Below are 22,731 nucleotides of genomic sequence, written 5' to 3' on the forward strand. Positions count from 1 at the left end.
CTGTCCCTAAAACAAAAAAACAGCCTCTAAAAAGACTGTTTTTCACTCTTCAATGAATTGATTTGTTCTCCATTGATGACGACTTTCTGAAAAGCTGGAGAAACGGCATGCTCTAAAGATAAGGGATACGCCACATCATCTATGACACAATCTTTCATTTTAAAATGTGTCACAGGAGAATGTGCGTATGCGGCTATTTTCACACCATATCGTCCGCCGCTGCTTTTGAGTCCTTCTACTTCAATATGACGTACAACAGGACGGTGCGGACCAGCATCTCCTTCCTCATACATCATGTCGATACAGACCACTTCATGCTTTAGACTTTTCACTGTATTGTTTTTAAAATAAATATGTTCAATGGTACCGCCTCTGACAGAGTTGGTTTTAATACGCAGTGCCCGGTCAAGGTTCGGACTGTCCATTACATTATCTTCTGCATAAACATACTTTACCCCACCAGAAATCTCGCTCCCGATCGTCACACCGCCGTGTCCATCCCGCATCTCATTTCTACGAATGACAATGTTTTCAGATGGAATCCCTATTCTCCGTCCATCCTCGTTTCTGCCCGATTTGATGGCAATACAATCATCTCCGTTATCAAAATAACAATCTTCAATGAGTACATTCCGGCAAGACTCCGGATTGACACCATCTGTGTTTGGTCCATGCCCAATGATTTTAACGCCGCGGACGATGACGTTATCACTTAACACAGGATGAATTTGCCACATCGGTGAATCCTTCACTGTCACTCCTTCGATTAGCACATGCTGACATTGGTATGGCTGAATAAAGCTTGACCTTAAATAATGACCTTCTCCAAATACCCTTTCTTCTACCGGTATTCTCTTTTCCGCCATTTCAAACAAAAGCTGGCGATCCCGATCCTGAGAGGGCTGGCCATTTGTCCCATACTTCCAAGGCCACCAATGATGCTCATCCCCTCTGCCATCAAGCGTTCCGGCTCCCGTAATAGCGATATTTTCTGCATGGTGTGCATAAATGAGAGGTGAATAATTATAAAGTTCAACCCCTTCATATCTTGTCAGTACAAGAGGCAAGTAATCCTTTGGGTCTTGGCTGAATGTCACATAGGCTTTCTCATGAAGATGAAGTTCTACATTGCTTTTCAATTCTAAAGCACCTGTCATAAATCTCCCTGCTGGGATCAGCACCCGCCCCCCTTTCAACCGGTGCGCATCATCAATGGCAGACTGAATAGCATTTGTTGAAAGCTCTTGCCCTTCCGCATCTGCTCCATAATGCACCACATTCAATTCACGATCTGGGAACTGCGGTGCTTTTATCTGCTTTAGCACTTGATCAATTCCGTTTACTTTTTTATCTTTCTTCCCTTGCTTTGCTAAACGAGCAATTCCAACTCCAGTTAGTACCGTTCCTGCTGTGATATACATCAAATCCCGTTTTTTAGACACGTACTCATCCCCCAGTCGACTTAAAGTGTGACACCTGTTTTGAAAATAGCCAGCTCTCTAAAATTGTTTTTTTCATGATTTAACAGCTTCCCGCTCGCCACATCAATGACAGTTGAAATGAATTTTTCTAATACAATATCTTCTGGTACATCTTCAAGCAGTTCTCCAGCATTAAAGTCAATCCAGTGCTTTTTTGTTTCATATAAGGCTGTGTTTGTTGAGATCTTCATTGTTGGCACAAACGTACCAAATGGTGTACCCCGGCCTGTTGTAAACAGGACCATTTGACAACCGGAAGCAGCAAGTGCAGATGAAGCAACCAAATCATTACCAGGTGCACTTAATAGGTTCAATCCCTTTTGTTTCAGCAGCTCTCCATATTTCAATACATCTTTAATTTCAGAAGTACCTGCTTTTTGTGTACAGCCAAGAGATTTATCCTCTAATGTCGAAATTCCACCTGCTTTATTTCCCGGGGAAGGATTTTCATATACCGGCTGTCGATGATCCATGAAGTATTGTTTAAAGTCATTGATCATTTGCACAATATTGTCGAAAGTCTTTTCTGATTCCGCTCTCTCCATTAAAATCGTTTCAGCACCAAACATTTCTGGCACTTCTGTCAGCACAGTTGTTCCGCCTTGCGCGACAAGAAAATCCGACAGTCTGCCTAAAAGCGGATTTGCGGTAATACCAGAGAATCCATCTGATCCTCCGCACTTCAAGCCAATTTTCAGCTCAGATAACGGAATGTCTTCACGATGATCTTCTTTCGCCGCATCATAAATTTCCTTGAGTAAAGCGACTCCCGTTTCTATCTCATCTCCTACTTCTTGGCTTCTTAAAAATTTCACTCTCGTACGGTCATATTCACCTAAAGTGGACTGAAAATCCTCAATGTCATTGTTTTCACAGCCAAGTCCAAGAACGAGTACTCCTCCAGCGTTAGGGTGCTTCACCGCATTTTGTAAAATGGTTTTGGTATTTTCATGATCGTCCCCAAGCTGTGAGCAGCCATAATTGTGCTTTAATACAAGGGCTGTTTCAAAAGGATGGATGTTTCCACCCATTTCAGCGGTGAATATTTGGATCATTTGATCGGCGATGCCATTTACGCATCCAACGGTAGGAACAATCCAAAGCTCATTGCGGATTCCGCTTCCGCCATTTTTTCGTTTATATCCTTTAAATGTAAGATTCGTTTTTTCATAGGGGTTTTCTGATAATGAAGGCTGGTATTCGTATTCTAGCTTGCCAGATAGATTGGTTTTGATATTATGCGTATGCACCCATTCTCCAGCAGAAATGGCAGTCACTGCATGACCAATGGGATAGCCATATTTGATAATATTCTCTCTTTGCTTGATTTCAGCCAATGCAAACTTATGACCTTTGGCGACGGTCTCTTTTAAGATAATCGTATGTCCTTGATGCTGCAGCTCCTCCCCTTGCTCAAGCTCTTTTAAAGCAATACCGACATTATCTGAAGGGTGGATGACAATAAAGTCTTTCATGCTTTCTCCCCCTGACTTTCATATTGATGAAGCATCATTCGATGAACAGCTGCTCTCATCCCATGCGTCTGTATGAGGCTAAGCTGATCAGCTACAGCTTGACTCAATCCATTTATATCTGTTAAATCTCTGCCCCATAATGACTCGCATGAAAGAATTTTCGCTGCAACTCCTTCATTAGAATGGTTTTCCTCTCCCCTTGCTTCCTTCATGAGCGTTAGCACAGTTTCATCATCCTTGACCCTTCCTGCATGTGCTCTGTAGAAATAAATGAGACTGCTAAGTGAAAACACAAGTTTCATTGGCAGCTGTTTCTTTCGTTCAACATAATCAAGCAATGACGGAAGATTACGGGTTCGGAATTTGGATACCCCATTCAGTGCAATATCCAGCAATTGATGCTTTACAAATGGATTGCAAAAACGATCCCAAACGGATTGTGTATAAAGAAGAAGCTCATCTTCAGGGAGTTCAAGCCCTGGAAGTACTTCCTCCTCCAGCATACGCCGGACGAACGGACCAACATGCTCATCATCCACAGCTTCTTTTACAGTTTCTAAACCGCATGAGTAAGCAATCGGCACCATCGCTGTATGTGCACCATTTAAAATTCGTACCTTGCTCATACGATAAGGCGCAATATCCTCTACAAAAAGTACATTTAATCCTGCTTCTTGAAAGGGAAGCTCCTTTTGTACAAAGGCAGGCGCTTCAATGACAAAAAGATGATAATATTCTGCCGTGACAAGCAATTCGTCGATATACCCTTCCTCCTTTTGTACAATTTCAGCCGCTTCCTTAGAGAATCCAGGGACAATCCGGTCCACAAGTGTATTACAAAACGTGTTGGCTTTCTTAATCCATGTAATAAACGCAGGCGGCAGTTCCCACTCAGCTGCCATACTGATCACGTATTCCTTCAATCGATCACCATTTTGTTCAACCAATTCACAAGGCAGAATGATCAGTCCTTTCTGCTCATCTCCAGCAAATGCTTTAAACCGGTGATACAAGAACGATGTCAGCTTTCCTGGAAAACTGGCTTGCGGCCGATCCTCCAAACGATCCTCTTTTCTAAACACAAGTCCTGCCTCTGTCGTGTTTGAGAAGACAAAGCGAAGATTCGGGTTTTCCGCTACGTGTAAAAACTCCTCGTAATCCGTATACGTACTAATTCCTCTGCTAATCGATTGGATGATCATACGTTCATTCATTTCTTGCTGGTCATGATATCCCTGAATACATAATGTGTACAAGCCATCTTGTTCATTTAAGGCTGCTACCGATCCTTTTCGTGGAGGGACAACAACCGCTCTTCCTTTAAAATCTGTGCAGTCGTTCAGCTTCTGGATGTGCCAATTGATAAATCCTCGCATAAAATTTCCTTCGCCAATCTGCAAAATCGTTTCCGGATACTCAGCCGCCGGGTATATGGCTTTTGATAATCGTTTCAAATGGATTCCCCTCTCCAAAGAAATATGCACACGTGAACATTTTTCTAAGAAGGTGCTGATTACTGCACCTTTTTGACTGAATCTCTAATCATCAGCTCTGTGTGGACATACACTTTTTCCATATGATCCTCTTCTTGCTCTTCACCGTTTATTACTGAAAGGATAGCTTCTGCTCCAAGTGCACACATTTTTTCAATCGGTTTTTTCACCGTTGTCAATGCAGGTGTGGTATAGGACGAAAAAGCAATATCATCAAATCCAATAATAGAAATATCACCTGGACACGTTTTGCCTTTTGCAAATAATGCATTCATTGCACCAATCGCCATGTCATCGTTTGAGCAAAAGAGCGCTGTTGGCGGTTCATCAAGGGCCAGCAGCGATTCCATTGATTCATAGCCGCTTTTCATATGATAATCGCCTTTCATCATATATTCTTTCTTCATAGGTATTTGGTGATCAATTAACGCTTGCAGGAAACCAGCTTTTCTTTCTTGAGTTGATTTAAAGCCTTCTTTCCCTTCAATGATGGCGATTTGTTCATGACCTTGCTGAATGAAATGGTGTGCAGCCTGGTAAGCTCCTTGACTATCATCTGCTAATATATTCATAACCTCATGACTTTCTACACGGCGATTCAGCACAATGATGGGTATGCCCTGTTTTTTCACATGATGAATAAATGCTTCATCGTGTTCGCTTTGACTCATGAGCAAAATGCCATCGTAGCGTTGTTTATGAATGGTTGTGTAATCGTGAAAGTCGTCAATTCCTCTTACAAAGAGATTATAATGCTCTGTCATGACGCTATTGACACCTTTTAACGCATCCACAAAGAAGCTTGAAGATGTGCCTTCTGTTAAACTCGTAAAAAACAGACCAATTGTGAATGATTTTTGTGATACTAGGCCTCTCGCATGGACATTCGGTGAATAATTCAGCTGTTTTGCAATCGACAAAATCTTTTGTTTTGTCTTCTCTTTAATAAAAGGACTGTTATTCAAAGCCCTTGATACCGTGGTATGAGAGACGTTTGCCAATTTTGCTATGTCTTTAATTGTGACTGTCATGCTATTCCGCCTTTTATGATTTTTTACCATCTTATCATAAAACCGCTTTCATTTTCTTCATGTCATTCAGTTTGGATGCTGGAGCTGCTTTGCCCGGTCAAATTGGAAATACTGCCTGGCATTTTCATAGCTGATTCCTTTCACAATTCCCCCTAACAGTTCAAGATCATAAGGGGCTTCTCCTTTTTCTACCCAATCTCCGATGATATCGCATAGCAGTCTTCGAAAATATTCATGCCTTGTATACGACAAAAAGCTTCGTGAATCTGTCAGCATCCCAATGAAACGGCTGATCAGTCCAATACTGGATAGAGCCATCATCTGCTCTGTCATCCCTTGTTTCGTATCATTAAACCACCAAGCTGTGCCGTGCTGGATCTTCCCAGGTGTCGTCCCATCTTGAAAGCTTCCAGCCAATGTTGAAATCACAACATTGTCCCGAGGATTCAAGGAATAGAGAATGGTTTTTGGCAGTGCCTGTTCTTGTTCTAAACGGTCTAATATTCTGCAAAGCGGCTTGGCAATGTCTTCATCATTCATCGCATCATACCCTGTATCTGGCCCAAGCCGCTCAAACATTTTCGTATTGTTGTTCCTAAGCGCATTGATATGAAGCTGCATTGCCCAGCCCCGCTCATAGTAAGCCTGACCTAGCTGAATGAAAGTTTGTGTTTTAAATTTGATCTTCTCTTTTTCCGTCAATGAATGCCCAGACATTCTTTTATGAAAGATGGCTTCCACTTCTTCTTCCGTCGTTTCTTCAAACGTCATTTCGTTAATAGCATGATCTGAGATCAAGCAGCCTTGTTCATGGAAAAAATCAATTCTTGAAAGGAGTGCTGTCAAAAAGTCTTGATAGGATTGTATTGAAGTAGATGAAGCCTCTGCCAGTTCGTGAACATACACTGTAAATAGGTGATTCGTTATATCTAGTGCCTTGTCAGGCCGAAATCCGGGCAGTACTTGCACAATGAATCCTTCTTCCCGCAGTTTTTGATGATAGCAAAGCGAATCGACTGGATCATCTGTTGTCACGACTGTTTCAACGTTCGATTTCACAATAAAGTCTCTTGCACCAAAACCCTCTCCTTGCAGCTTTTCATTTACTTTTTGCCAGATGATGTGTGCGGTTTTTTCGTTTAAAAGTTCTTCAACTCCAAAATATCGTCTCAGCTCTAAATGAGTCCAGTGATAGAGCGGGTTACCAATGGTCATGGGAACAGTCTTCGCCCACGCCAGAAATTTCTCATAGTCTGAGGCATCCCCTGTGACGTGCGATTCGGGTATGCCATTTGCTCTCATGGCACGCCATTTGTAATGATCTCCGTAAAGCCATGCTTCGGTGATATTATGGAAGGTTTTATTCTCATAGATTTCTTTGGGGCTTAAATGACAATGGTAATCTATAATTGGAAGGTCCTTTGCAAACTCATGGTATAACTTTTCCGCCGTTTGACTGTTGAGTAAAAAATGCTCATCTAAAAAGGCTTTCATCAAACTCCCCCATCTCACTTATAGATAAAATTGATTTGTTCACGTTAACAATTTCATTGTAATCGTTTACAAAATTGATTTCAATCCTAAAACAGGAAAAAACGATCTCCTTTAGAAAAGAAAATCGTTTTTTGGCTATTTTACAGGTGATGATTTTTTTAGGATAATCGCAATAGTTGTTCCAATGCCTAGTTCACTTTCAACTTGAATATCACCGTCATGCAGCAAGACGAGCTCTTTTGCTATCGCAAGCCCGAGACCTGTTCCGTTCGTTGGATCGTTTGTATTTGTCCCTCTGTAATAGCGGTTAAATAGGTGATCCACCGTTTCCTGTGCCATTCCGCGGCCATTGTCTTTCATTTCGATTCGAACTTCTTCATTTGTTTCAGATAAAACAGCTGTAATATGTGTGCCTTTTTCGTTATGCTTCACTGCATTCGCCAGCAGGTTCTCAATCACTCGTCTGAACCATGCTTTATCGATCTCAAATATGACACCATCTGTTTGATCTTCAAAGGAGGATGGATAATCCTCAGAAGAAGAGCTTCTTGAAAACTCGTCCATAATGGAAGCTAAAAATTCTCTGAGTTCAACCGGTTTCCGATTAATAGGCAGGGCACCATTCTTCAATCTGTACGTGAGGTTTAAATCCTCAATCAGTGTTGACATGTATTCTGATTTCTCACGAATCACCTGTCCCATTTCCATGACTTCTTCCTTGGACCATTGATATTGATCGGATTCAAGCATGAGTCCATAGCCATAAATCGTACTTAGAGGCGTTTTCAAATCATGAGACAATCCTGCAATCCATTCTTCCCTTGTGGTTTGAATTTTTCTTCGGTTTGCTTCATTCTCTTTTAATGTAAGCGTGAGCTGCTCCATTGTTTTTAGGATATCCTCAAATAATCGGTATTCCCGCTTAATACGGCCTTTTTTATTTTTGCTGACTGGAATTCCCTTTCTATTTGTTGGTTCCTGCAATTTATTTTTTGATAAGAAAATCAGCCAGCGAATAATGTGATAAATTGGCAGCCCATAACGATACGAATACCATAATGTCATGACAATAATAATAGTGAGTGCAAGACCTGCAATTAAGATGGTTGTATATTGATTTAAAGCGTCTCTCTCTTTATCGTAAAGCTCGTCCGGGCTGTATACTTTATTTGGTACTGAAACGATGATATATAGTTTTTTATTCACTTTTATATAAGTGAGGTCACTTCTAAACTCCCAAGGCTTCGATTGATACTTGAGCAGTTCAACATCTGTTACGTTATGTTTCAAATCGGTGTTGGCTCGAATGCCTTTTAAATATTTTCCTTCGTCATTGAACAAATGAACTGATCCGTTCATTCTCTTCAAGAATTCTTTCGTTTCAACCGAATATTGAGATAATGCAGCCAAATTTTTCTCGTGCTGTTTCAGATAATTGGCTACCTTTGTGCTGTTCGTTTTGAACCCATATAACACAATAAAGCTTTCTTGATCAATCTCAATGGGCCAGAAGTACATCTTGTAATCTTTAAATTCTTTTTTTTCAAAGATCTTGATCATTTCATCCTTTTGATAAGACGTTGGAATGGATTTAGGGCGGTGATAGCTATAAACAGTATTCTTTTTTGAATCAATCACTTGCAGCCAGCCGTCTCGTTTTTTCACTGCTTGCTTGAGCTGATCGTCGGCTTCCATTTTTCCATCCTCGTTAAAATAAAGCCAGCTCATGAGTGTATCTCCATCAGCTTTTGTTAAACCAGTTTCAGCCATGTTCTCGTATTGTTTTGTTATATATAAATTTTCAGAGAACGTCTGCCCGATCGTCAGAATGGCAATCACAATAAACATTTGTCCGACAAAGTGAAAGAAAAGTTTTGATCGTAAATTCATAAATTATTGAAGGACCTTTGCAGGGTGGGGTATAAATTTATATCCCATACCACGGATCGTCACAATATATTCTGGCTGACTCGGATCTAATTCAATCTTTTCTCTCAGCTTTCGAATATGAACCATGACAGTGTTGTTATCACCATATGATGGGACGCCCCATACTTTCTCATAGATTTGATCTTTTGAGAGTACCACATTCGGATGGTCACAAAAGTACTTCAGCAAAGAAAGAAGCTGAGCAGAACATGCCGTCACCTCTCCTCTTACTTTCAATTCGGCTGCATGAGGATGATAGGAGAAATGGGCATAATGATATTGGCTTTGAGTGTCTTCTTGCTCCTCCTGTAAGGAGATATATGTTCGATTTAGGTGAGCCTTAATTCTAGCCACTAGCTCAAGCGGGTTAAATGGCTTCGTGATGTAATCATCTGCCCCCTGTGCAAAGCCCGTCAGTTTATCGACATCAGACGTTCTTGCAGTTAAATAGAAAATAGGCACTTTCGTTAACTTTCTGATTTCAGGCAGAACGTCAAAACCAGACTTACCGGGCATCATTACATCTAGAAGTAAGAGGTGGATGTCCTCGTTTTTGACAATATCTAATGCTTCATCTGCATGGTAGGCTTTATAAATATGCTTGAATCCTTCTTTTTTTAATACGCGTTCAACCATTTTCACAATTGCTTCTTCGTCATCTGCAATCAATATTTTTGCTGTTTCCACGCATCTCTTTCCTTTCTAGCATGATCTCTAACCGTATATTACCATTGTCTAAAGTAAAAAAGTACCTCTTTTCTGCATAAAAGCGAAAAAATATCAACTGGAGAAAATGGCAGGACCAGGAAGTTTTAAACATGCAAAAAAACCCGGCAGCTGCACCGGGTTCCTTTACATCTATTATCCATTCACAGCTTCTAGCTTTCGTTCATGATTCATTAAGTCATATGTTAAACAGATCGGCTTATTCGTTCTAGGATCAAGCACAATTTCTGCATCAATATGGAATACCCGACTGAGTACATCTTTGGTCATGACCTCATGAGGCGTACCATCTTTTATGACTTTCCCTTGATTGAGGGCAATCATGTAATGTGAAAAACGCGCCGCATGATTCAAATCATGGATGACCATCAACACAGTTCGGCCCTGCTCCCTATTTAAGCGTTCTAACAGCTGAAGAATCTCGAGCTGATGTGCAAGATCCAAATACGTCGTAGGTTCATCTAATAGGAGCAGCTCTGTTTCTTGGGCAAGTGCCATCGCAATCCATACACGCTGACGCTGTCCGCCGGAAAGTGCTTCAATTGGCCGATCATGAAAAGCAATCATTCCCGTTTCCTCAAGTGCCCACCTAATGATTCGTTTATCTTCATTTGATAAGCGGCCAAACCCATTTTGATGCGGGAAACGTCCATATGACACGAGCTCATACACTGTCAATCCACTTGGTGCTTCGGGCGTTTGCGGTAAGATCGCCATTTGTTTTGAAATTTCTTTTGTCGGCGTCTCATGGATAGCCTTGCCATTTAAGTAAACAGCTCCTCGATTGGATTTCATAATACGAGACATCGTTTTTAAAATGGTTGATTTCCCGCAGCCATTCGGTCCAATCAGTGTTGTCACCTTGCCTTTTGGGATACTGACATTCAAATCTTCTACAATCAAACGGTCTTGATAACCGATACAAAGCTTTTCTGTTTCGAGTGATTTCATATGTTGTCTCTCCTTCCTCATTAGTTCGATTTCATCAATAAGTAAATGAAGTAAGGTGCGCCTAAAGCAGAAACGACAAGGCCAACTGGCACTTCTGATGGTGCAAGGATGACGCGGCCAATTGTATCTGCCAGTAATAATAACAGCGCGCCAATCAGCGCGGAGGCCGGTATCATTCCTTGATGCTTTGGCCCAACAAGCTTTCTAGCTAAGTGCGGTGCGGCTAATCCTAGGAAAGAGATACTTCCTGCAACAGCAACACTCGCACCTGCTAATGCAACGGCAATCAGCATGAGAAGGCTTCTTTCTTTATGAACAGAAATGCCCAATCCATAGGACAGCTGATCACCTAAATTCATAATGTTTAAGTAGCGTGATCTGACAAGCGCTAATATAAGGAAAATCAGCATCCATGGCAGAACAGATAAGACGTACGTCCAGCTCGAGCCATAAATGCTTCCAGATAACCACACGATGGCTTGGTTAAAATCATTTGGGCTCATTTTCAACTGGATGACCACAATTGCTGCTGAAAACGCAGCATTCACACCAATACCAGTTAAAATCAATCGAACAGGTGTGATGCCTTTTTTCCACGCTAACACATAGATGAGAAATGCAGCAAAGCCTGCACCTACGAACGCGAAAAGCGGCAGTACAAAAATCGTAAAATCACCTAAATTTGTCATCGTGCCTTGAAATGCAAAGATAAATAGCACAACGGCAAAACCAGCACCGGCATTGACACCGAGAATACCCGGGTCAGCTAAACCATTTTGAGAAACACCTTGCCAAATCGCTCCTGATACAGCGATAGAAGCGCCGACAAGTAAAGCGATGACCATTCTTGGAAGCCTGAACTCGAATAATACGAGTTCATCCATTTCACTTCCGAATCCAAAAAGTGTTTTTAATGTATCCATCGGAGAGATTCGAATTTCTCCGGTATTTAAACTAATGAGAAACACAGCTACGATCGCGAAAAAGATCATGAGCATCGTTCGTTGATACTTCTTTTTCTTTGCTTGCTGCACCATTTCCATTTAAATCCCGCTCCTTTCACGTCTAGCTAAGTATAAGAAGAAAGGAACGCCTATAATCGCAGTAATGGCACCGACTGGCGTTTCAAACGGAGCGTTGACCAGCCTTGCAGCAATGTCTGCATAAATTAACAAAGTGGCTCCTAAAATAGCAGAGCATGGGATAATCCAGCGGTAGTCCACTCCAACCAAGAATCGAGTGACATGAGGGATCACAAGCCCAATAAAACCAATAGAGCCTGCTACCGACACGGCAGCACCCGTTAAAAGAATAACAACCAATATACCAAGCACCTTGACCGTTTTTGTATATTGTCCAAGTCCTTTCGCCAGTTCTTCACCTAAGCTCAAAACCGTGATCGAACGGGCAAGGATCATTGCAATGATTAGTCCTGCAATGGCAACTGGAATGATGATATGAATGTTACTCCAATTCACACCTGCCACTCCACCAGCATACCAAAAGCTCATATCTTGAGCGACGTCAAAACGGATGGCAATGGCTGAGGAGATGGAGCTCAAAAGTGCTCCAACCGCTGTACCAGCTAGTGCGAGCTTTACAGGAGTCAGCCCCCCTTTTGACATAGTACCGACACCAAATACAATAGAGGCACCGAGTGCGGCTCCAACAAATGACCAAAGAATTAATGTAAAAGAAGATTGGCCAGGGAAAAATGCTAATGCAATGGCAATCGCAAATGCGGAGCCATTTGTCACGCCCATAATCTCAGGTGACGCAAGCGCGTTTCTTGTCATTCCTTGCATAATGGCACCTGATACGGCTAAAAAGGCACCGACGAGGGCAGCTCCAACTGTACGCGGCAGCCTCAATTCCCGAATGATTTGATGTGAAGTTTGATGTGGATCAAAATGAAAAACGGCTTCCCATACAGTCTGTAGATGAATGTTTGCCGCTCCTAATGATACTGATAAAAAAAGACCAAATGCTAAAGCGATCATTCCTATGATGATAACAGCTGCTGTTCCAAAAGGCTTCGTGACAATATCGATCGTATCATCGCTGGCTGGCAGCTGTTTATTCGATTGTGAGCCCAAAACCAGTCTCTTCCTTTCCGTTCATGTCTATTCTGTATTAGTGATAATGATTATCAATCTCGAAGTCTAGTATATCACTTTCTTTTCTTTTTGAAATCACTGTTCTGATAAATTTCTTTATTTTCGGCAAAAAACTGTGAGAATTTCATCATTTTTCTTTTGGTTCTAAATTAGCCGATGCATTTTTGTTCCTACCATGTTACGATAAAATTGAAAATGAGAATCATTATCAAAGGAAAGTGAATAGGAGAGAACTTTTGTGAAAAAACGAACTGGATTTCTTTTGATTTCTTTATCCATCCTTATGATCTTTACAGCCGCTTGCGGCAGCACTTCAAATAAACAATCTGCAGAGAAAAAGAATGACATGATCACCTATCAGGATGCCAAAGGTGAAGTGAAGCTACCGAAAAATCCGAAACGAATAGTGCTTCTTGCAGAAAGCTATTACGGGGACCTCGTCACGCTCGGCAAGACGCCGGTTGCTACAACATCACCCATCTTTAAAAACCCTTTTTATAAAGGGAAAACAGATGGAGTGGAAAATCTCGGAAGGACCCCATCAGTCGAAAAGGTAGCCGCTTTGAAGCCAGATATGATTATTGCATGGGGAGAAGACGAGAAGTTTGATCAATACAAAAAAATCGCCCCAACTGTAGCGGTTAAATACAACCAATATTCCTTCAAAGACCAGCTAAAAGAATTCGGTAAAATGACAGATACACCAAAAAAAGCAACAGAATGGATCACGAAATGGGATACCAAAATTGCTGAGGTGAAACCAAAGGTAACAAAAGCGGTCGGTAGCAAAACGGTTTCGATCGTATCGCCATTTGATAAAGGTATTTATATTTTTGGAAACACCTTTGGCCGCGGGGGCGAAATCATTTATGACGAGCTGAAATTAAAAGCACCGAAGGCCGTCAAAAAAGAAGCGATCGACAGCGGTGTCGGCTATGCAAACATTTCTCTTGAGAAGCTGCCAGAATTCGCAGGCGACTATATTTTCACAGGTCCATGGAGCGGCTCAAAAAGTAATGGTGACCAAGTGTATCAAAGCAGCATTTGGACATCACTTCCTGCCGTCAAAAATAAACGTGTATTTGAAATAGATCCCGTCGGTTACTTCTTTAATGACCCAGTGTCACTAGAAGGTCAGCTAGAGTTCATTGTGGACCGATTGACATCTGCATCATAAAAAAACGTTTCTCCAGAGATGGAGAAACGTCCAAATTATTGACAAAGGGATAAAATGAGCTTTATTTTAGCCCTTTGTCTTCTTTTCAGCGTGATAGAAAACCTTTGCAGCCCTAGGAAGGACGAGTACCGGAGCGGAGCGGAGCGAATTGAACATTCGTGAGCACCGAAGCGCAGACCTGACAACGAATGCGAGGGTTTGTCTACACGCTGAACGTTTCTCCAGAGATGGAGAAACGTCTTCCTTATCTTATACCGTTTCTTTGGCAAATCCTTTTGACATAAGTGGATAAAGCAAAATACCCACTAAGAATAGACCGATTCCAAGACCAAAAGTTTTCAAGTCGGCTGTTCCTGAAATAATGACCCAAGCTGAATATCCCATCGCAACAAGTGCAATGATACCGTCTCTTGTTCGATTCCCTTTTTGAAGCTCATATGTGTCACCTTGCATAATGACCTTAAAGCTGTAGATGGAAGACACAATATACGGAATAAGATACGCAAGTGTCGCTGATGTGGTTAAAAAGGTAAAAGCTTCATTAATCGTACGTGACATCACAGAGAAGATAAACAGCTGTGACATAATATTTGTAACAGTCAAAGCGAAAGCAGGGCTTCCTTTTTTGTTTGTTTTTGCAAATACTGCTGGAAAATCACCAGCCTTTGCTGCTTGATACGGTACTTCTGAACCAAGTAAAATCCAGCCAAGCATCGAACCAAACAAACAAATAATCGCCAGCAGTGCCATGACAATTCCGCCAGCTGGCCCAATAATAAGCTGAAGCACATCCACGAATGGTTTGTCAGAGCCTTGCAATTGATCATGCGGCAGAACGCCCATTGTAATCAATGTGATAATCATGTAGATCGAAAGTGCGATTAAAAGACCTGTAATCGTCGCACGTTTCACATCACGCTGTGAGGATGCTCTTCCTGATAAAATGACAGCTGATTCAATCCCAATAAATGCCCATAGTGTGGAAATAGCCGCATGATGAATTTGGCCACCAAGTCCAAGCACTCCTTCTCCGCCTGTTTCAACTGGGAAGTAATAATGTTCAAATAATGCCGTTTGAAATGCAAATAATCCCGCCACAATAAAAAGGACGAATCCAAGCACCTTCGAAAAGGTCGTAATAAAATTCAATTTACTTGCAGCACTTAAGCTAGTGATTAAAATGGTATGTGTTCCCCATAGAAGAAGGGTACATACGATAAACGTCATGAGCTGGCCAAGTGTGACCGCTTCTTTTCCAAAGGTAAAAACTTCAGTCTTCACGGTGAGAATAGGGAAAAAAGTCGTTAAATAACCAGCAAGGCTTGTAATAATTGCGACATTACTAATCCAGCTTGCCACCCAATATCCCCAAACCATTGTAAAACCGGCCGCTTTCCCTTTTTTCGGATCTTTAAAAAGCGCCCTTGCATAACTTTGTGGTCCAGCCGTCAGCTGCGGCTTATGAATGGACAAATGCCCAAATACAAGCGCAATCATCAGCACACCGCCGCCTGTGACAAGCCATGCCATCGTCACACCTAAAGGACTGGCGTGCTGGGCAAGCGTACTTGGCAGCATAAAGATGCCTGAACCTACCATATTTCCGACGACAAAAGCCGTCAATAACCAAAAACCCCATTTTTTTGTCTGTTCCATTTCCGTACCTCCGTTTTATTCACTTTGGACCAGACCCGGCAGTATCTTCATTGATATATTTGTGAAGCAATGACTTGCATTCTTTATGTTCATTATGGATTACTTATTCACAGCATACCCTTATTTTTTTTACTCAGAACATAAAAAAAAGCCTGAACAAAAGTCCATGCTTTTCAAAACATACACCTTGATCTCCGGATAGCCCTCCACGCTTCAAAGACGTGGCAGTCCTGCATTTATTCAATGCAGACCCAGCATAAAGAAAGTTGGAGCTCTCTTTACACTTCGGCGCTGATGCCTTTTTTCTCATGATCTACGATTCCATCTCTCCTATGAGTGACTCATCATCCGCGCAACCTCTACCTCACTGAGACATAGCGTGAGGATTTCTATTCATTTTTACTACACGAAGGTTATCAAACATTCTCACATCTGTCAAAGGGAAAAACATAGAAAAAAGGCAGAGAACGGTTTCTCTGCCCTTTACCTGCTTATTGTTGGTTGTTTTTCTTCTTTTGTACAGCTTCCTGAAGCGGATCGCCTGCTAGCTCTTTACTTGCTTCCTCTAACAGCTGATCTACCTGCTGATGGTTTTTCTCACTTTTCGCCTTTTTATCCTTTTGGAAAAATGACATCGCTGTTTCCTCCCTTTTCATAAAATGCGGTTGCCTGTTTAATTTGCGCTACAGCGCTCAGCATTATACAAGGGAAGGGGCTCAATCATCATGAAAGGTCTGTCTCATTTTTTGCAAGTACGACAGAAAGGTTTTTAAATCATCCTTTGTGAAGTCTGACATCATATGCTGAATCACTTTTCCGAAAAGACGTGTATGCTTTTCATAAATCGCCATCCCTTTTTCCGTGACTTCTAAACGAACAAGTGATGAATCGTCCTTGTCCCGTTCTCTTTGAATATAACCCTGCTCACATAATTTATTGAGTGCAATAGAGGCTGCACCAGGGTTTAAAGAGAGTCTTTGCTTCAGCTCTTCGGCATGTGATACTTTGCCTTGTATCAAAATAGAAAGAGCATATATCTGCGGGGGCGTGATGTCTTTCTCTAACTCAAGTAACTTGCGGTTTAATTTACGGCTGACTTCATAATGTACAAGAACAATTTCTTTTAAAATGTCTGCATTACCCATCCGAATCGCATCCTTATCGTTAGTATCAACATGACTTCTCCCTTATTATAGAATGTTTTTCCATTCAGCCAACCATTTTGGCCTCTTTTTCTTTAGAAATAAGCCTTGCTGAATAAATCCACCCTTGATATAGTGAGTACTTGAACTAAAGATAGAACAGGAGTACGCATCATGACAGGAAAAACACACATCATGGGCGGAGTTGCCGCCTCTACAGCCGTTGCCTACTATTATGGATTAGACCCAGTGACGATGGCTGCTGCTGGATCACTTGGTGCCCTGATCCCTGATCTTTGCCATACAAAAAGTAAAATCGGCAGAAAATTCCCGCTGCTCTCGGCACTGATCAGCAGTGTATTCGGTCATCGCACGTTTACACACAGTTTATTATTTTTGCTGATCATTTATTTTCTAGCGACAACATACATTCCAAATGACAGCCTAAGTATCGGTTTACTAGTCGGGATGGCAAGTCATCTCATCCTGGATGCAGGAACAGTGAACGGGATTAAATTTTTATTTCCAGCTTCCATTAAAGTGCGTCTTCCCTTCTATGTCAAAACAGGCAGCACAGGAGAACAAGTCGTACTAGCTGCTCTTACCGTCGTTACCTGCTATTACATCGCCGTCATCTGCGGCATATCCATCCCATTCTAATGAATTAAAAAGAGTTTTTCCGAAAAACACAGGATATGAATTGATCATTCCTCATTTTTTTAGTAGGTTTAAGATAAGTGTTTTTGCCTTGCAGCTGAATACAGAATGATGAGGAGCTACATAAATGAAAGCGTTCTTCAAAAATCACTGGTTTTTAGTGTATTCCATCCTCTTCATGTGGATGAAAACATACATCATATATCAATTCGGATTTCACATAAGAACGGCCAATCTGTTTCATGAATGGCTGCTTTTGATCAATCCACTTAGCTTTTTGCTCCCTTTGTTTGGGATTGCTCTTTTTTTAAATGAAAAGAAGCAAAAGATTTTTTTATTGACCGCAAATTTTATTTTAACGGCGATTCTCATAGCGAATACGATCTTTTATGGATTTTATATTGATTTCATTACGATCCCTGTATTATTCCAAGCGAAAAACATGGGGGATATGGGCAGCAGTATGACAGAATTGTTCCACCCGCTGTTTTTACTGATGCTCATTGATTTCGTGGTACTGGCATGGCTGTTAAAGCGTAAACCTTTAGCACCAAAAGCCTCCTTCAAGACGATCAAAACATATTATGCCGTGTGCTGCAGCTTTCTATTGTTTCATGTCAGTTCAGCCATGATGGATCACCCTCGTTTTCTGACAAGCTCTTATGATCGAGAAGTGATTGTACGAAACCTTGGGCTGTTCCAGTTCCACCTATATGACGGCGCTGCCCAAACAGCGCGAATTGGACAAAAAGCCTTTGCAGATGAAGATACACTTTCAACCGTAGCTAACTACACAAAGGCTGATTACAGTGCACCAAACGAAGAGTACTTTGGACTTGCTAAAGGCAAGAACGTTGTGTTCATTTCACTCGAATCAACCCAGCAATTTGTCGTTGATCAAAAGGTGAATGGACAATACATCACCCCCTTTTTAAATCAACTCGCTAAAAAGAGTTTTTATTTTGATGAATTTTATCAGCAGACTGAGCAAGGAAAGACGTCGGATTCAGAGTTTATTGTCGCAAATTCCCTCTATCCATCTAGCAGCGGCGCTGTCTTTTTCACAGCGAGTGACAACGAATACGACACGTTATACAAGCAGTTGAAAAAAAAGAACTATCAATCCGTCCAATTTCATGCGAATAATAAAACGTTTTGGAATCGTGATGTGATGTATGAATCGTTTGGGATTGACCGCTTTTATGATGTCGATTCGTATCAAGTCAATGAACAGAATTCAACTGGCTGGGGCTTAAAGGATATCGACTTCTTTAACCAATCCATTGATTATTTAAAAAAGTTGAAGGCACCTTATTACAGCACATTCATTACCTTGACCAATCACTTTCCATTTGAAATCGATCCAAACGATCAATTGATTGATGAATATGATTCGTCCAGCGCCATTTTAAACCGCTATGTGACGACCGTCCGCTATCAGGATGAAGCCATAAAGACATTTTTTGAACGTATGAAAGAAGAAGGACTGTATGACAATACAATGTTTGTTCTCATGGGGGATCACTATGGCATCTCCGAGGCACATCATCAGGCAATGGCAGAGCTGCTCAATAAAGATGAAATCACACCGTTTGATGCTGTGAAATTGCAGCGGGTTCCCTTTTTGATTTACATTCCGGGAGTCACAGATCAAGCACCGCAGACAATTTCTGAAACAGCTGGGCAAATCGACGTGAAGCCGACACTCCTGCACTTACTCGGTATTGAAACGAAGGATGCCATTCAATTTGGCAATGACTTATTTTCAAACGAACGGACGCCTTTTGCTGTTTTGAGAAACGGAAACTTTATTACAGATGATTATCTCTATACAAAGAACACCTGCTATGATCAAAAAACAAAAGAACCTGTTGAACAGGATGAGGTGTGTCAGCCTTATATCGAAAAAGCCAATAAAGAGCTTTCCTTATCAGACAAAGTGATCAATGGAAATTTGCTCCGTTTTTATCAGCATTAAAAGTCGCCTTCTGGCGGCTTTTTCTTTTCTCTTTTTACTGAAAGCCTATGAATGGTCAAATAAGTTTGCTTATAATAAAGGATACAGATGATATTGAATAATAAGAGGTGTAAACATGAAGTATGCGTTCTTCGCCTTCATCGCCATCTGTTTGCTCCTGAGCGGATGTCAAACAGAGATGAAGTCATCGGATACAACCAAAAAAACTGAGCTTGTCATTTCAGCTGCGGCAAGCCTTCAGGATGCACTAAAGGAAATTGAATCCACTTATAATGATGAGCATCCGAATGTGACATTAACAAATAATTTCGGGTCATCCGGCGCATTAAAGCAGCAAATTGCGCAAGGGGCAAAGGCGGATCTCTTTTTCTCTGCAGCTGAAGCGCCCTTTGATGAGCTTGTGAAATCTGGAGACATCGATCAACACTTTATCAAGGATGCTATCCAAAATGAGCTTGTACTCATTGTGCCAAAAGATCACTCTTCCTCTATTAAAAGCTTTCAAGACGTCCAGCACATAAAAGGAAAGGTTGCTCTTGGCACACCTGAATCCGTTCCTGCTGGTACATACGGCAAAGAGATTTTCACAAAGCTGAACATCTGGGATCAAGTGAAAAAGAACACTGTGTACGGCAAGGATGTGCGGCAGGTTTTAAGCTACGTAGAAACAGGAAATGTGGAAGCTGGTGTTGTGTATAAGACAGATGCCCTCGTTTCCAAAAAAGTAAAGATTGCAGCTGAAGCCAATCAGGACATGCATTCCCCGATCATTTACCCAGTAGGGATCGTAAAAGGGACAGAACATTTAGAGGAAGCCAAGTCCTTTTTTCAATTTCTACAATCAAAAGCAGCCAAATCCATTTTTAAAAAGTACGGCTTTCAAGTAACATAATGCCCATGCTCACTGAAGAATTCCTATCTCCCATCTGGCTGTCTGTGCAAGTTGCCGTTGTGAGCGGGCTGCTGGCAACAGTTTTTGGTACAATGATTGGCTATTGGATGGCGCGAACTTCATTTAAGGGGAAAATGATCGTAGAAACGCTTTTGATGATGCCGCTTGTCCTTCCGCCAACAGTTGTAGGGTTTTTATTGCTCGTCATATTCGGAAGGCATAGCTTGATCGGAGGCGTGATTGAATGGATCTTCCACCAACCTGTCATTTTTACATGGTGGGCGGCAGTTATTGCATCGACGGTTGTGGCATTCCCCCTTATGTATCAATCTGCAAAAGCTGGATTTTCTACGATTGAGTCAGACATTGAAGGGGCTGCAAAAGTAGATGGTGCTCATTCATTCCAAGTCTTTGCCTATATTACAGTACCACTTGCCCTGCCTTCCCTCTTGTCAGGCAGCATCCTCAGCTTTGCCAGAGCCCTTGGAGAATTCGGGGCGACCTTAATGTTTGCCGGCAACATCCCAGGAAAAACCCAAACACTCCCAACCGCTATCTATGTGGCAATTGATTCTGGACGAATGGAGCTTGCTTGGGCTTGGACGATTTGTATTGTGATCCTATCTTTTATCATGCTCTTGGCTGTGCGCCGAAGCAGTACGTAAAAAATCCTCTTTCTCAAATAAGAAAGAGGATTTTATTATTTATTCAAACCCAACCGTCATCGTCTCTGGATTTGAGCCGACGCGTTCGTTATTGTTTAATGCATCGATTTTTTCCATGTCTTCTTTGGAAAGCTCGAAGTCAAAGATGTCTGCATTTTGTTTAATGCGTTCTTCATTGATTGATTTTGGAATTGTCACGACACCGCTTTGCAGATCCCAGCGCAAGATGACTTGAGCAACAGATTTGTTGTAGCGTGCAGCAATGTCTTTCAATACGTTATGATCTAATAGCTTCCCTTGCATCAGCGGAGACCATGCCTCAATCTGAATGCCTTTTTCCTTTGCATATTGACGCAGTTCAACAAGTGTCAGTTTCGGATGAAATTCCACTTGGTTCACAGCTGGAACAACCTCAGCATCTTTTAACAGCTCTTCTAAATGCTGAATGTAGAAGTTGCTGACTCCAATGGCTCTGACTTTCCCATCTTTATAAAGCTTCTCAAGTGCGCGCCATGTGTCTTTAAATGTATCTGCATTTGGTCCAGGCCAATGAATCAAATAGAGGTCTAAGTAATCAAGACCTAATCGGTTTAAGCTTGCGTCAAACGCTTCAAGCGCTTTTTCATAGCCTTGATCTGTGTTCCATACTTTAGATGTGATAAATAAGTCTTCTCGTTTCACGCCAGATTCTTTAATCGCTTTTCCTACGCCTGTCTCATTTTTATAAACAGCTGCCGTATCAATGCTGCGATATCCGTTTCGTATGGCTGCTTTTACGGCATCTACCACTTGATTGCCGTCCTCCACTTTGAATACACCTAAACCAAACCAAGGCATTTCGACTCCGTTATTCAATGTTACGGTATCATTCAAGCTTTTGACCATTTTTACAACCACCTTTTTTATAGATTCCATCTCTTTCATTATCTCATGTTGTGCTTCAAAACTCTATTATCAGGCGTTTCTCTTCGCTTCGACGGCTAAGAGCAGTGCACCTGTCATGCCAGCCTTGTCCTCAAGCCCGGGGGAGACAATGTATGTATCAAGCGGCGGCAGATCGACATAATCATTGACATAAGCAGCCAGCTTCTCTCGAATGAGTGGGAATAGCTGCTTTTGCTTCATGACGCCTCCGCCCATGATGATGCGCTCTGGGCTTAAAATGAGTGAGTACTGCATAAGCGCCTGCGCTAAATAATCCGCTTCAAGTGCCCAAACTGCTTCTTCCTGCGTAAGCTCTTTGGCGGGTTTTCCCCACCTTTTCTCAATCGCTGGTCCAGCTGCCAGCCCTTCTAAGCAATTTCCATGTGCCGGACAGACACCTGCAAACGGATCTGATTCATCCTTTCTGATAAGGATATGTCCCATCTCAGGATGTGAATGGCCGTGTAGAAGCTCATTTTTCACAACAGCTCCCGCACCAATGCCTGTACCGACCGTGATATACAAACAGCTGCTTAGCCCTTTGGCTGCCCCTTTTGTTAATTCACCTAGTGCTGCGGCATTGACATCTGTTGTAAAGGATACTGGGACACCTAATTGCTTCTCAAGCTCAGGAATGAACGGATAATGCTTCCACTCCACTTTCGGCGTGTTCATAATATAACCGTATGAAGGATCCTCCTTTTGAACACAAATGGGTCCAAAGGAGCCAACCCCTAATGCTGCAATGTCATGCTGCTTAAAAAATGGAATAAGCTGCTGTATTGTTTTTTCTGGGTGCTCTGTCGGAATCGTCATTTCCTCTAAGATGTCTCCATGCTCATTGCCGATTGCACAACAAAATTTTGTACCCCCAGCTTCAATCGCTCCATAATACGCCATCATTGATCTCCCCTCTGCTCGTTCTCTTTCTTCATCATAAAAC

20 protein-coding genes and 1 riboswitch are annotated in these 22,731 nt (G+C 41.8%); of the genes, 5 read left to right on the top strand and 15 right to left on the bottom strand.

The features are described from left to right. Positions 1–26: 26 nt before the first annotated feature. From H7F25_RS14065 to H7F25_RS14110, 10 genes are all read right to left on the bottom strand, one after another. Positions 27–1,442: a glycoside hydrolase family 28 protein gene (locus tag H7F25_RS14065; protein ID WP_135031178.1), complete on the bottom strand. Its 1,416-nt coding sequence runs from the start codon at positions 1,440–1,442 to the stop codon at positions 27–29. 20 nt (positions 1,443–1,462) lie between these two features. Next, positions 1,463–2,956, bottom strand: coding sequence for a UxaA family hydrolase (locus H7F25_RS14070; protein WP_185853828.1), 1,494 nt, complete (start codon positions 2,954–2,956; stop codon positions 1,463–1,465). Then, the gene (locus H7F25_RS14075; protein ID WP_185853829.1) at positions 2,953–4,410 is read right to left on the bottom strand and encodes a tagaturonate reductase; all 1,458 of its coding nucleotides are present in this window, start codon (positions 4,408–4,410) and stop codon (positions 2,953–2,955) included. Before H7F25_RS14075 ends, H7F25_RS14070 begins: the two co-directional genes overlap by 4 nt. Positions 4,411–4,469: 59 nt before the next feature. Beyond that, positions 4,470–5,480, bottom strand: a complete 1,011-nt coding sequence (locus H7F25_RS14080) for a LacI family DNA-binding transcriptional regulator (protein WP_073207414.1) — start codon at positions 5,478–5,480, stop codon at positions 4,470–4,472. Between the two features lie 66 nt (positions 5,481–5,546). Continuing rightward, positions 5,547–6,974, bottom strand: a complete 1,428-nt coding sequence (uxaC, locus tag H7F25_RS14085; protein ID WP_185853830.1) for a glucuronate isomerase — start codon at positions 6,972–6,974, stop codon at positions 5,547–5,549. Positions 6,975–7,109: 135 nt separating this feature from the next. After that, on the bottom strand, positions 7,110–8,864 hold the full coding sequence (locus H7F25_RS14090) for a HAMP domain-containing sensor histidine kinase (RefSeq protein WP_024423447.1): 1,755 nt from the start codon (positions 8,862–8,864) through the stop codon (positions 7,110–7,112). Between the two features lie 3 nt (positions 8,865–8,867). Further along, entirely contained in the window at positions 8,868–9,590 is a 723-nt protein-coding gene (locus H7F25_RS14095; protein WP_024423448.1) for a response regulator transcription factor, read from the bottom strand. A gap of 174 nt (positions 9,591–9,764) precedes the next feature. After that, on the bottom strand, positions 9,765–10,580 hold the full coding sequence (locus H7F25_RS14100; RefSeq protein ID WP_024423449.1) for an ABC transporter ATP-binding protein: 816 nt from the start codon (positions 10,578–10,580) through the stop codon (positions 9,765–9,767). 20 nt (positions 10,581–10,600) lie between these two features. Next, complete coding sequence (locus H7F25_RS14105) at positions 10,601–11,623, bottom strand: FecCD family ABC transporter permease (RefSeq protein WP_048237425.1); 1,023 nt, start codon at positions 11,621–11,623, stop codon at positions 10,601–10,603. Continuing rightward, entirely contained in the window at positions 11,624–12,676 is a 1,053-nt protein-coding gene (locus tag H7F25_RS14110; RefSeq protein WP_024423451.1) for a FecCD family ABC transporter permease, read from the bottom strand. A gap of 259 nt (positions 12,677–12,935) precedes the next feature. Between H7F25_RS14110 and H7F25_RS14115 the strand changes: the two genes are divergently transcribed. After that, the gene (locus H7F25_RS14115; RefSeq protein WP_185853831.1) at positions 12,936–13,874 is read left to right on the top strand and encodes an iron-hydroxamate ABC transporter substrate-binding protein; all 939 of its coding nucleotides are present in this window, start codon (positions 12,936–12,938) and stop codon (positions 13,872–13,874) included. 249 nt (positions 13,875–14,123) lie between these two features. Here H7F25_RS14115 and H7F25_RS14120 read toward each other — a convergent pair whose 3' ends face one another. From H7F25_RS14120 to H7F25_RS14130, 3 genes are all read right to left on the bottom strand, one after another. Next, positions 14,124–15,530 (bottom strand): amino acid permease, encoded by a 1,407-nt coding sequence (locus H7F25_RS14120; RefSeq protein ID WP_041107769.1) that lies wholly within the window; start codon positions 15,528–15,530, stop codon positions 14,124–14,126. A gap of 191 nt (positions 15,531–15,721) precedes the next feature. Further along, a riboswitch (Lysine riboswitch) is annotated at positions 15,722–15,900 on the bottom strand. Positions 15,901–16,021: 121 nt separating this feature from the next. Continuing rightward, positions 16,022–16,165, bottom strand: coding sequence for a small acid-soluble spore protein SspJ (gene sspJ / locus H7F25_RS14125; protein WP_024423454.1), 144 nt, complete (start codon positions 16,163–16,165; stop codon positions 16,022–16,024). 81 nt (positions 16,166–16,246) lie between these two features. Continuing rightward, positions 16,247–16,675 (bottom strand): MarR family winged helix-turn-helix transcriptional regulator, encoded by a 429-nt coding sequence (locus H7F25_RS14130; RefSeq protein ID WP_024423455.1) that lies wholly within the window; start codon positions 16,673–16,675, stop codon positions 16,247–16,249. 171 nt (positions 16,676–16,846) lie between these two features. On the opposite strand from H7F25_RS14130, the gene H7F25_RS14135 reads away from it, so the two are divergent. The 4 genes from H7F25_RS14135 (at position 16,847) to modB (ending at position 20,864) form a co-directional block, all read left to right on the top strand. Continuing rightward, a complete protein-coding gene (locus H7F25_RS14135; protein ID WP_185853832.1) occupies positions 16,847–17,332 on the top strand; it encodes a metal-dependent hydrolase in 486 nt (161 codons plus the stop codon). 124 nt (positions 17,333–17,456) lie between these two features. After that, complete coding sequence (locus tag H7F25_RS14140; RefSeq protein WP_185853833.1) at positions 17,457–19,307, top strand: LTA synthase family protein; 1,851 nt, start codon at positions 17,457–17,459, stop codon at positions 19,305–19,307. A gap of 115 nt (positions 19,308–19,422) precedes the next feature. Then, positions 19,423–20,199, top strand: a complete 777-nt coding sequence (modA, locus tag H7F25_RS14145; protein ID WP_024426041.1) for a molybdate ABC transporter substrate-binding protein — start codon at positions 19,423–19,425, stop codon at positions 20,197–20,199. Continuing rightward, on the top strand, positions 20,199–20,864 hold the full coding sequence (gene modB, locus H7F25_RS14150; protein WP_025094109.1) for a molybdate ABC transporter permease subunit: 666 nt from the start codon (positions 20,199–20,201) through the stop codon (positions 20,862–20,864). Before modA ends, modB begins: the two co-directional genes overlap by 1 nt. Before the next feature lie 39 nt (positions 20,865–20,903). Here the strand turns inward: modB and H7F25_RS14155 are convergent, their stop codons facing one another. Continuing rightward, on the bottom strand, positions 20,904–21,749 hold the full coding sequence (locus tag H7F25_RS14155; protein WP_185853834.1) for an aldo/keto reductase: 846 nt from the start codon (positions 21,747–21,749) through the stop codon (positions 20,904–20,906). Positions 21,750–21,818: 69 nt separating this feature from the next. Beyond that, a complete protein-coding gene (locus H7F25_RS14160; RefSeq protein ID WP_172880340.1) occupies positions 21,819–22,688 on the bottom strand; it encodes an ROK family protein in 870 nt (289 codons plus the stop codon). Positions 22,689–22,731 lie beyond the last annotated feature (43 nt).

The sequence above is a fragment of the Bacillus sp. PAMC28571 genome (assembly GCF_014250435.1).
Lineage (GTDB): Bacteria > Bacillota > Bacilli > Bacillales > Bacillaceae > Bacillus > Bacillus safensis.

What these genes read in the sequence shown, in the direction of transcription:
- H7F25_RS14155 (WP_185853834.1), bottom strand. Translation starts at nt 21,749, where the DNA reads ATGGTCAAAAGCTTGAATGATACCGTAACATTGAATAACGGAGTCGAA.
- H7F25_RS14090 (WP_024423447.1), bottom strand. Translation starts at nt 8,864, where the DNA reads ATGAATTTACGATCAAAACTTTTCTTTCACTTTGTCGGACAAATGTTT.
- sspJ (WP_024423454.1), bottom strand. Translation starts at nt 16,165, where the DNA reads ATGTCATTTTTCCAAAAGGATAAAAAGGCGAAAAGTGAGAAAAACCAT.
- uxaC (WP_185853830.1), bottom strand. Translation starts at nt 6,974, where the DNA reads ATGAAAGCCTTTTTAGATGAGCATTTTTTACTCAACAGTCAAACGGCG.
- H7F25_RS14080 (WP_073207414.1), bottom strand. Translation starts at nt 5,480, where the DNA reads ATGACAGTCACAATTAAAGACATAGCAAAATTGGCAAACGTCTCTCAT.
- H7F25_RS14105 (WP_048237425.1), bottom strand. Translation starts at nt 11,623, where the DNA reads ATGGAAATGGTGCAGCAAGCAAAGAAAAAGAAGTATCAACGAACGATG.
- H7F25_RS14100 (WP_024423449.1), bottom strand. Translation starts at nt 10,580, where the DNA reads ATGAAATCACTCGAAACAGAAAAGCTTTGTATCGGTTATCAAGACCGT.
- modB (WP_025094109.1), top strand. Translation starts at nt 20,199, where the DNA reads ATGCCCATGCTCACTGAAGAATTCCTATCTCCCATCTGGCTGTCTGTG.
- H7F25_RS14160 (WP_172880340.1), bottom strand. Translation starts at nt 22,688, where the DNA reads ATGGCGTATTATGGAGCGATTGAAGCTGGGGGTACAAAATTTTGTTGT.
- H7F25_RS14070 (WP_185853828.1), bottom strand. Translation starts at nt 2,956, where the DNA reads ATGAAAGACTTTATTGTCATCCACCCTTCAGATAATGTCGGTATTGCT.
- H7F25_RS14120 (WP_041107769.1), bottom strand. Translation starts at nt 15,530, where the DNA reads ATGGAACAGACAAAAAAATGGGGTTTTTGGTTATTGACGGCTTTTGTC.
- H7F25_RS14130 (WP_024423455.1), bottom strand. Translation starts at nt 16,675, where the DNA reads ATGGGTAATGCAGACATTTTAAAAGAAATTGTTCTTGTACATTATGAA.
- modA (WP_024426041.1), top strand. Translation starts at nt 19,423, where the DNA reads ATGAAGTATGCGTTCTTCGCCTTCATCGCCATCTGTTTGCTCCTGAGC.
- H7F25_RS14135 (WP_185853832.1), top strand. Translation starts at nt 16,847, where the DNA reads ATGACAGGAAAAACACACATCATGGGCGGAGTTGCCGCCTCTACAGCC.
- H7F25_RS14140 (WP_185853833.1), top strand. Translation starts at nt 17,457, where the DNA reads ATGAAAGCGTTCTTCAAAAATCACTGGTTTTTAGTGTATTCCATCCTC.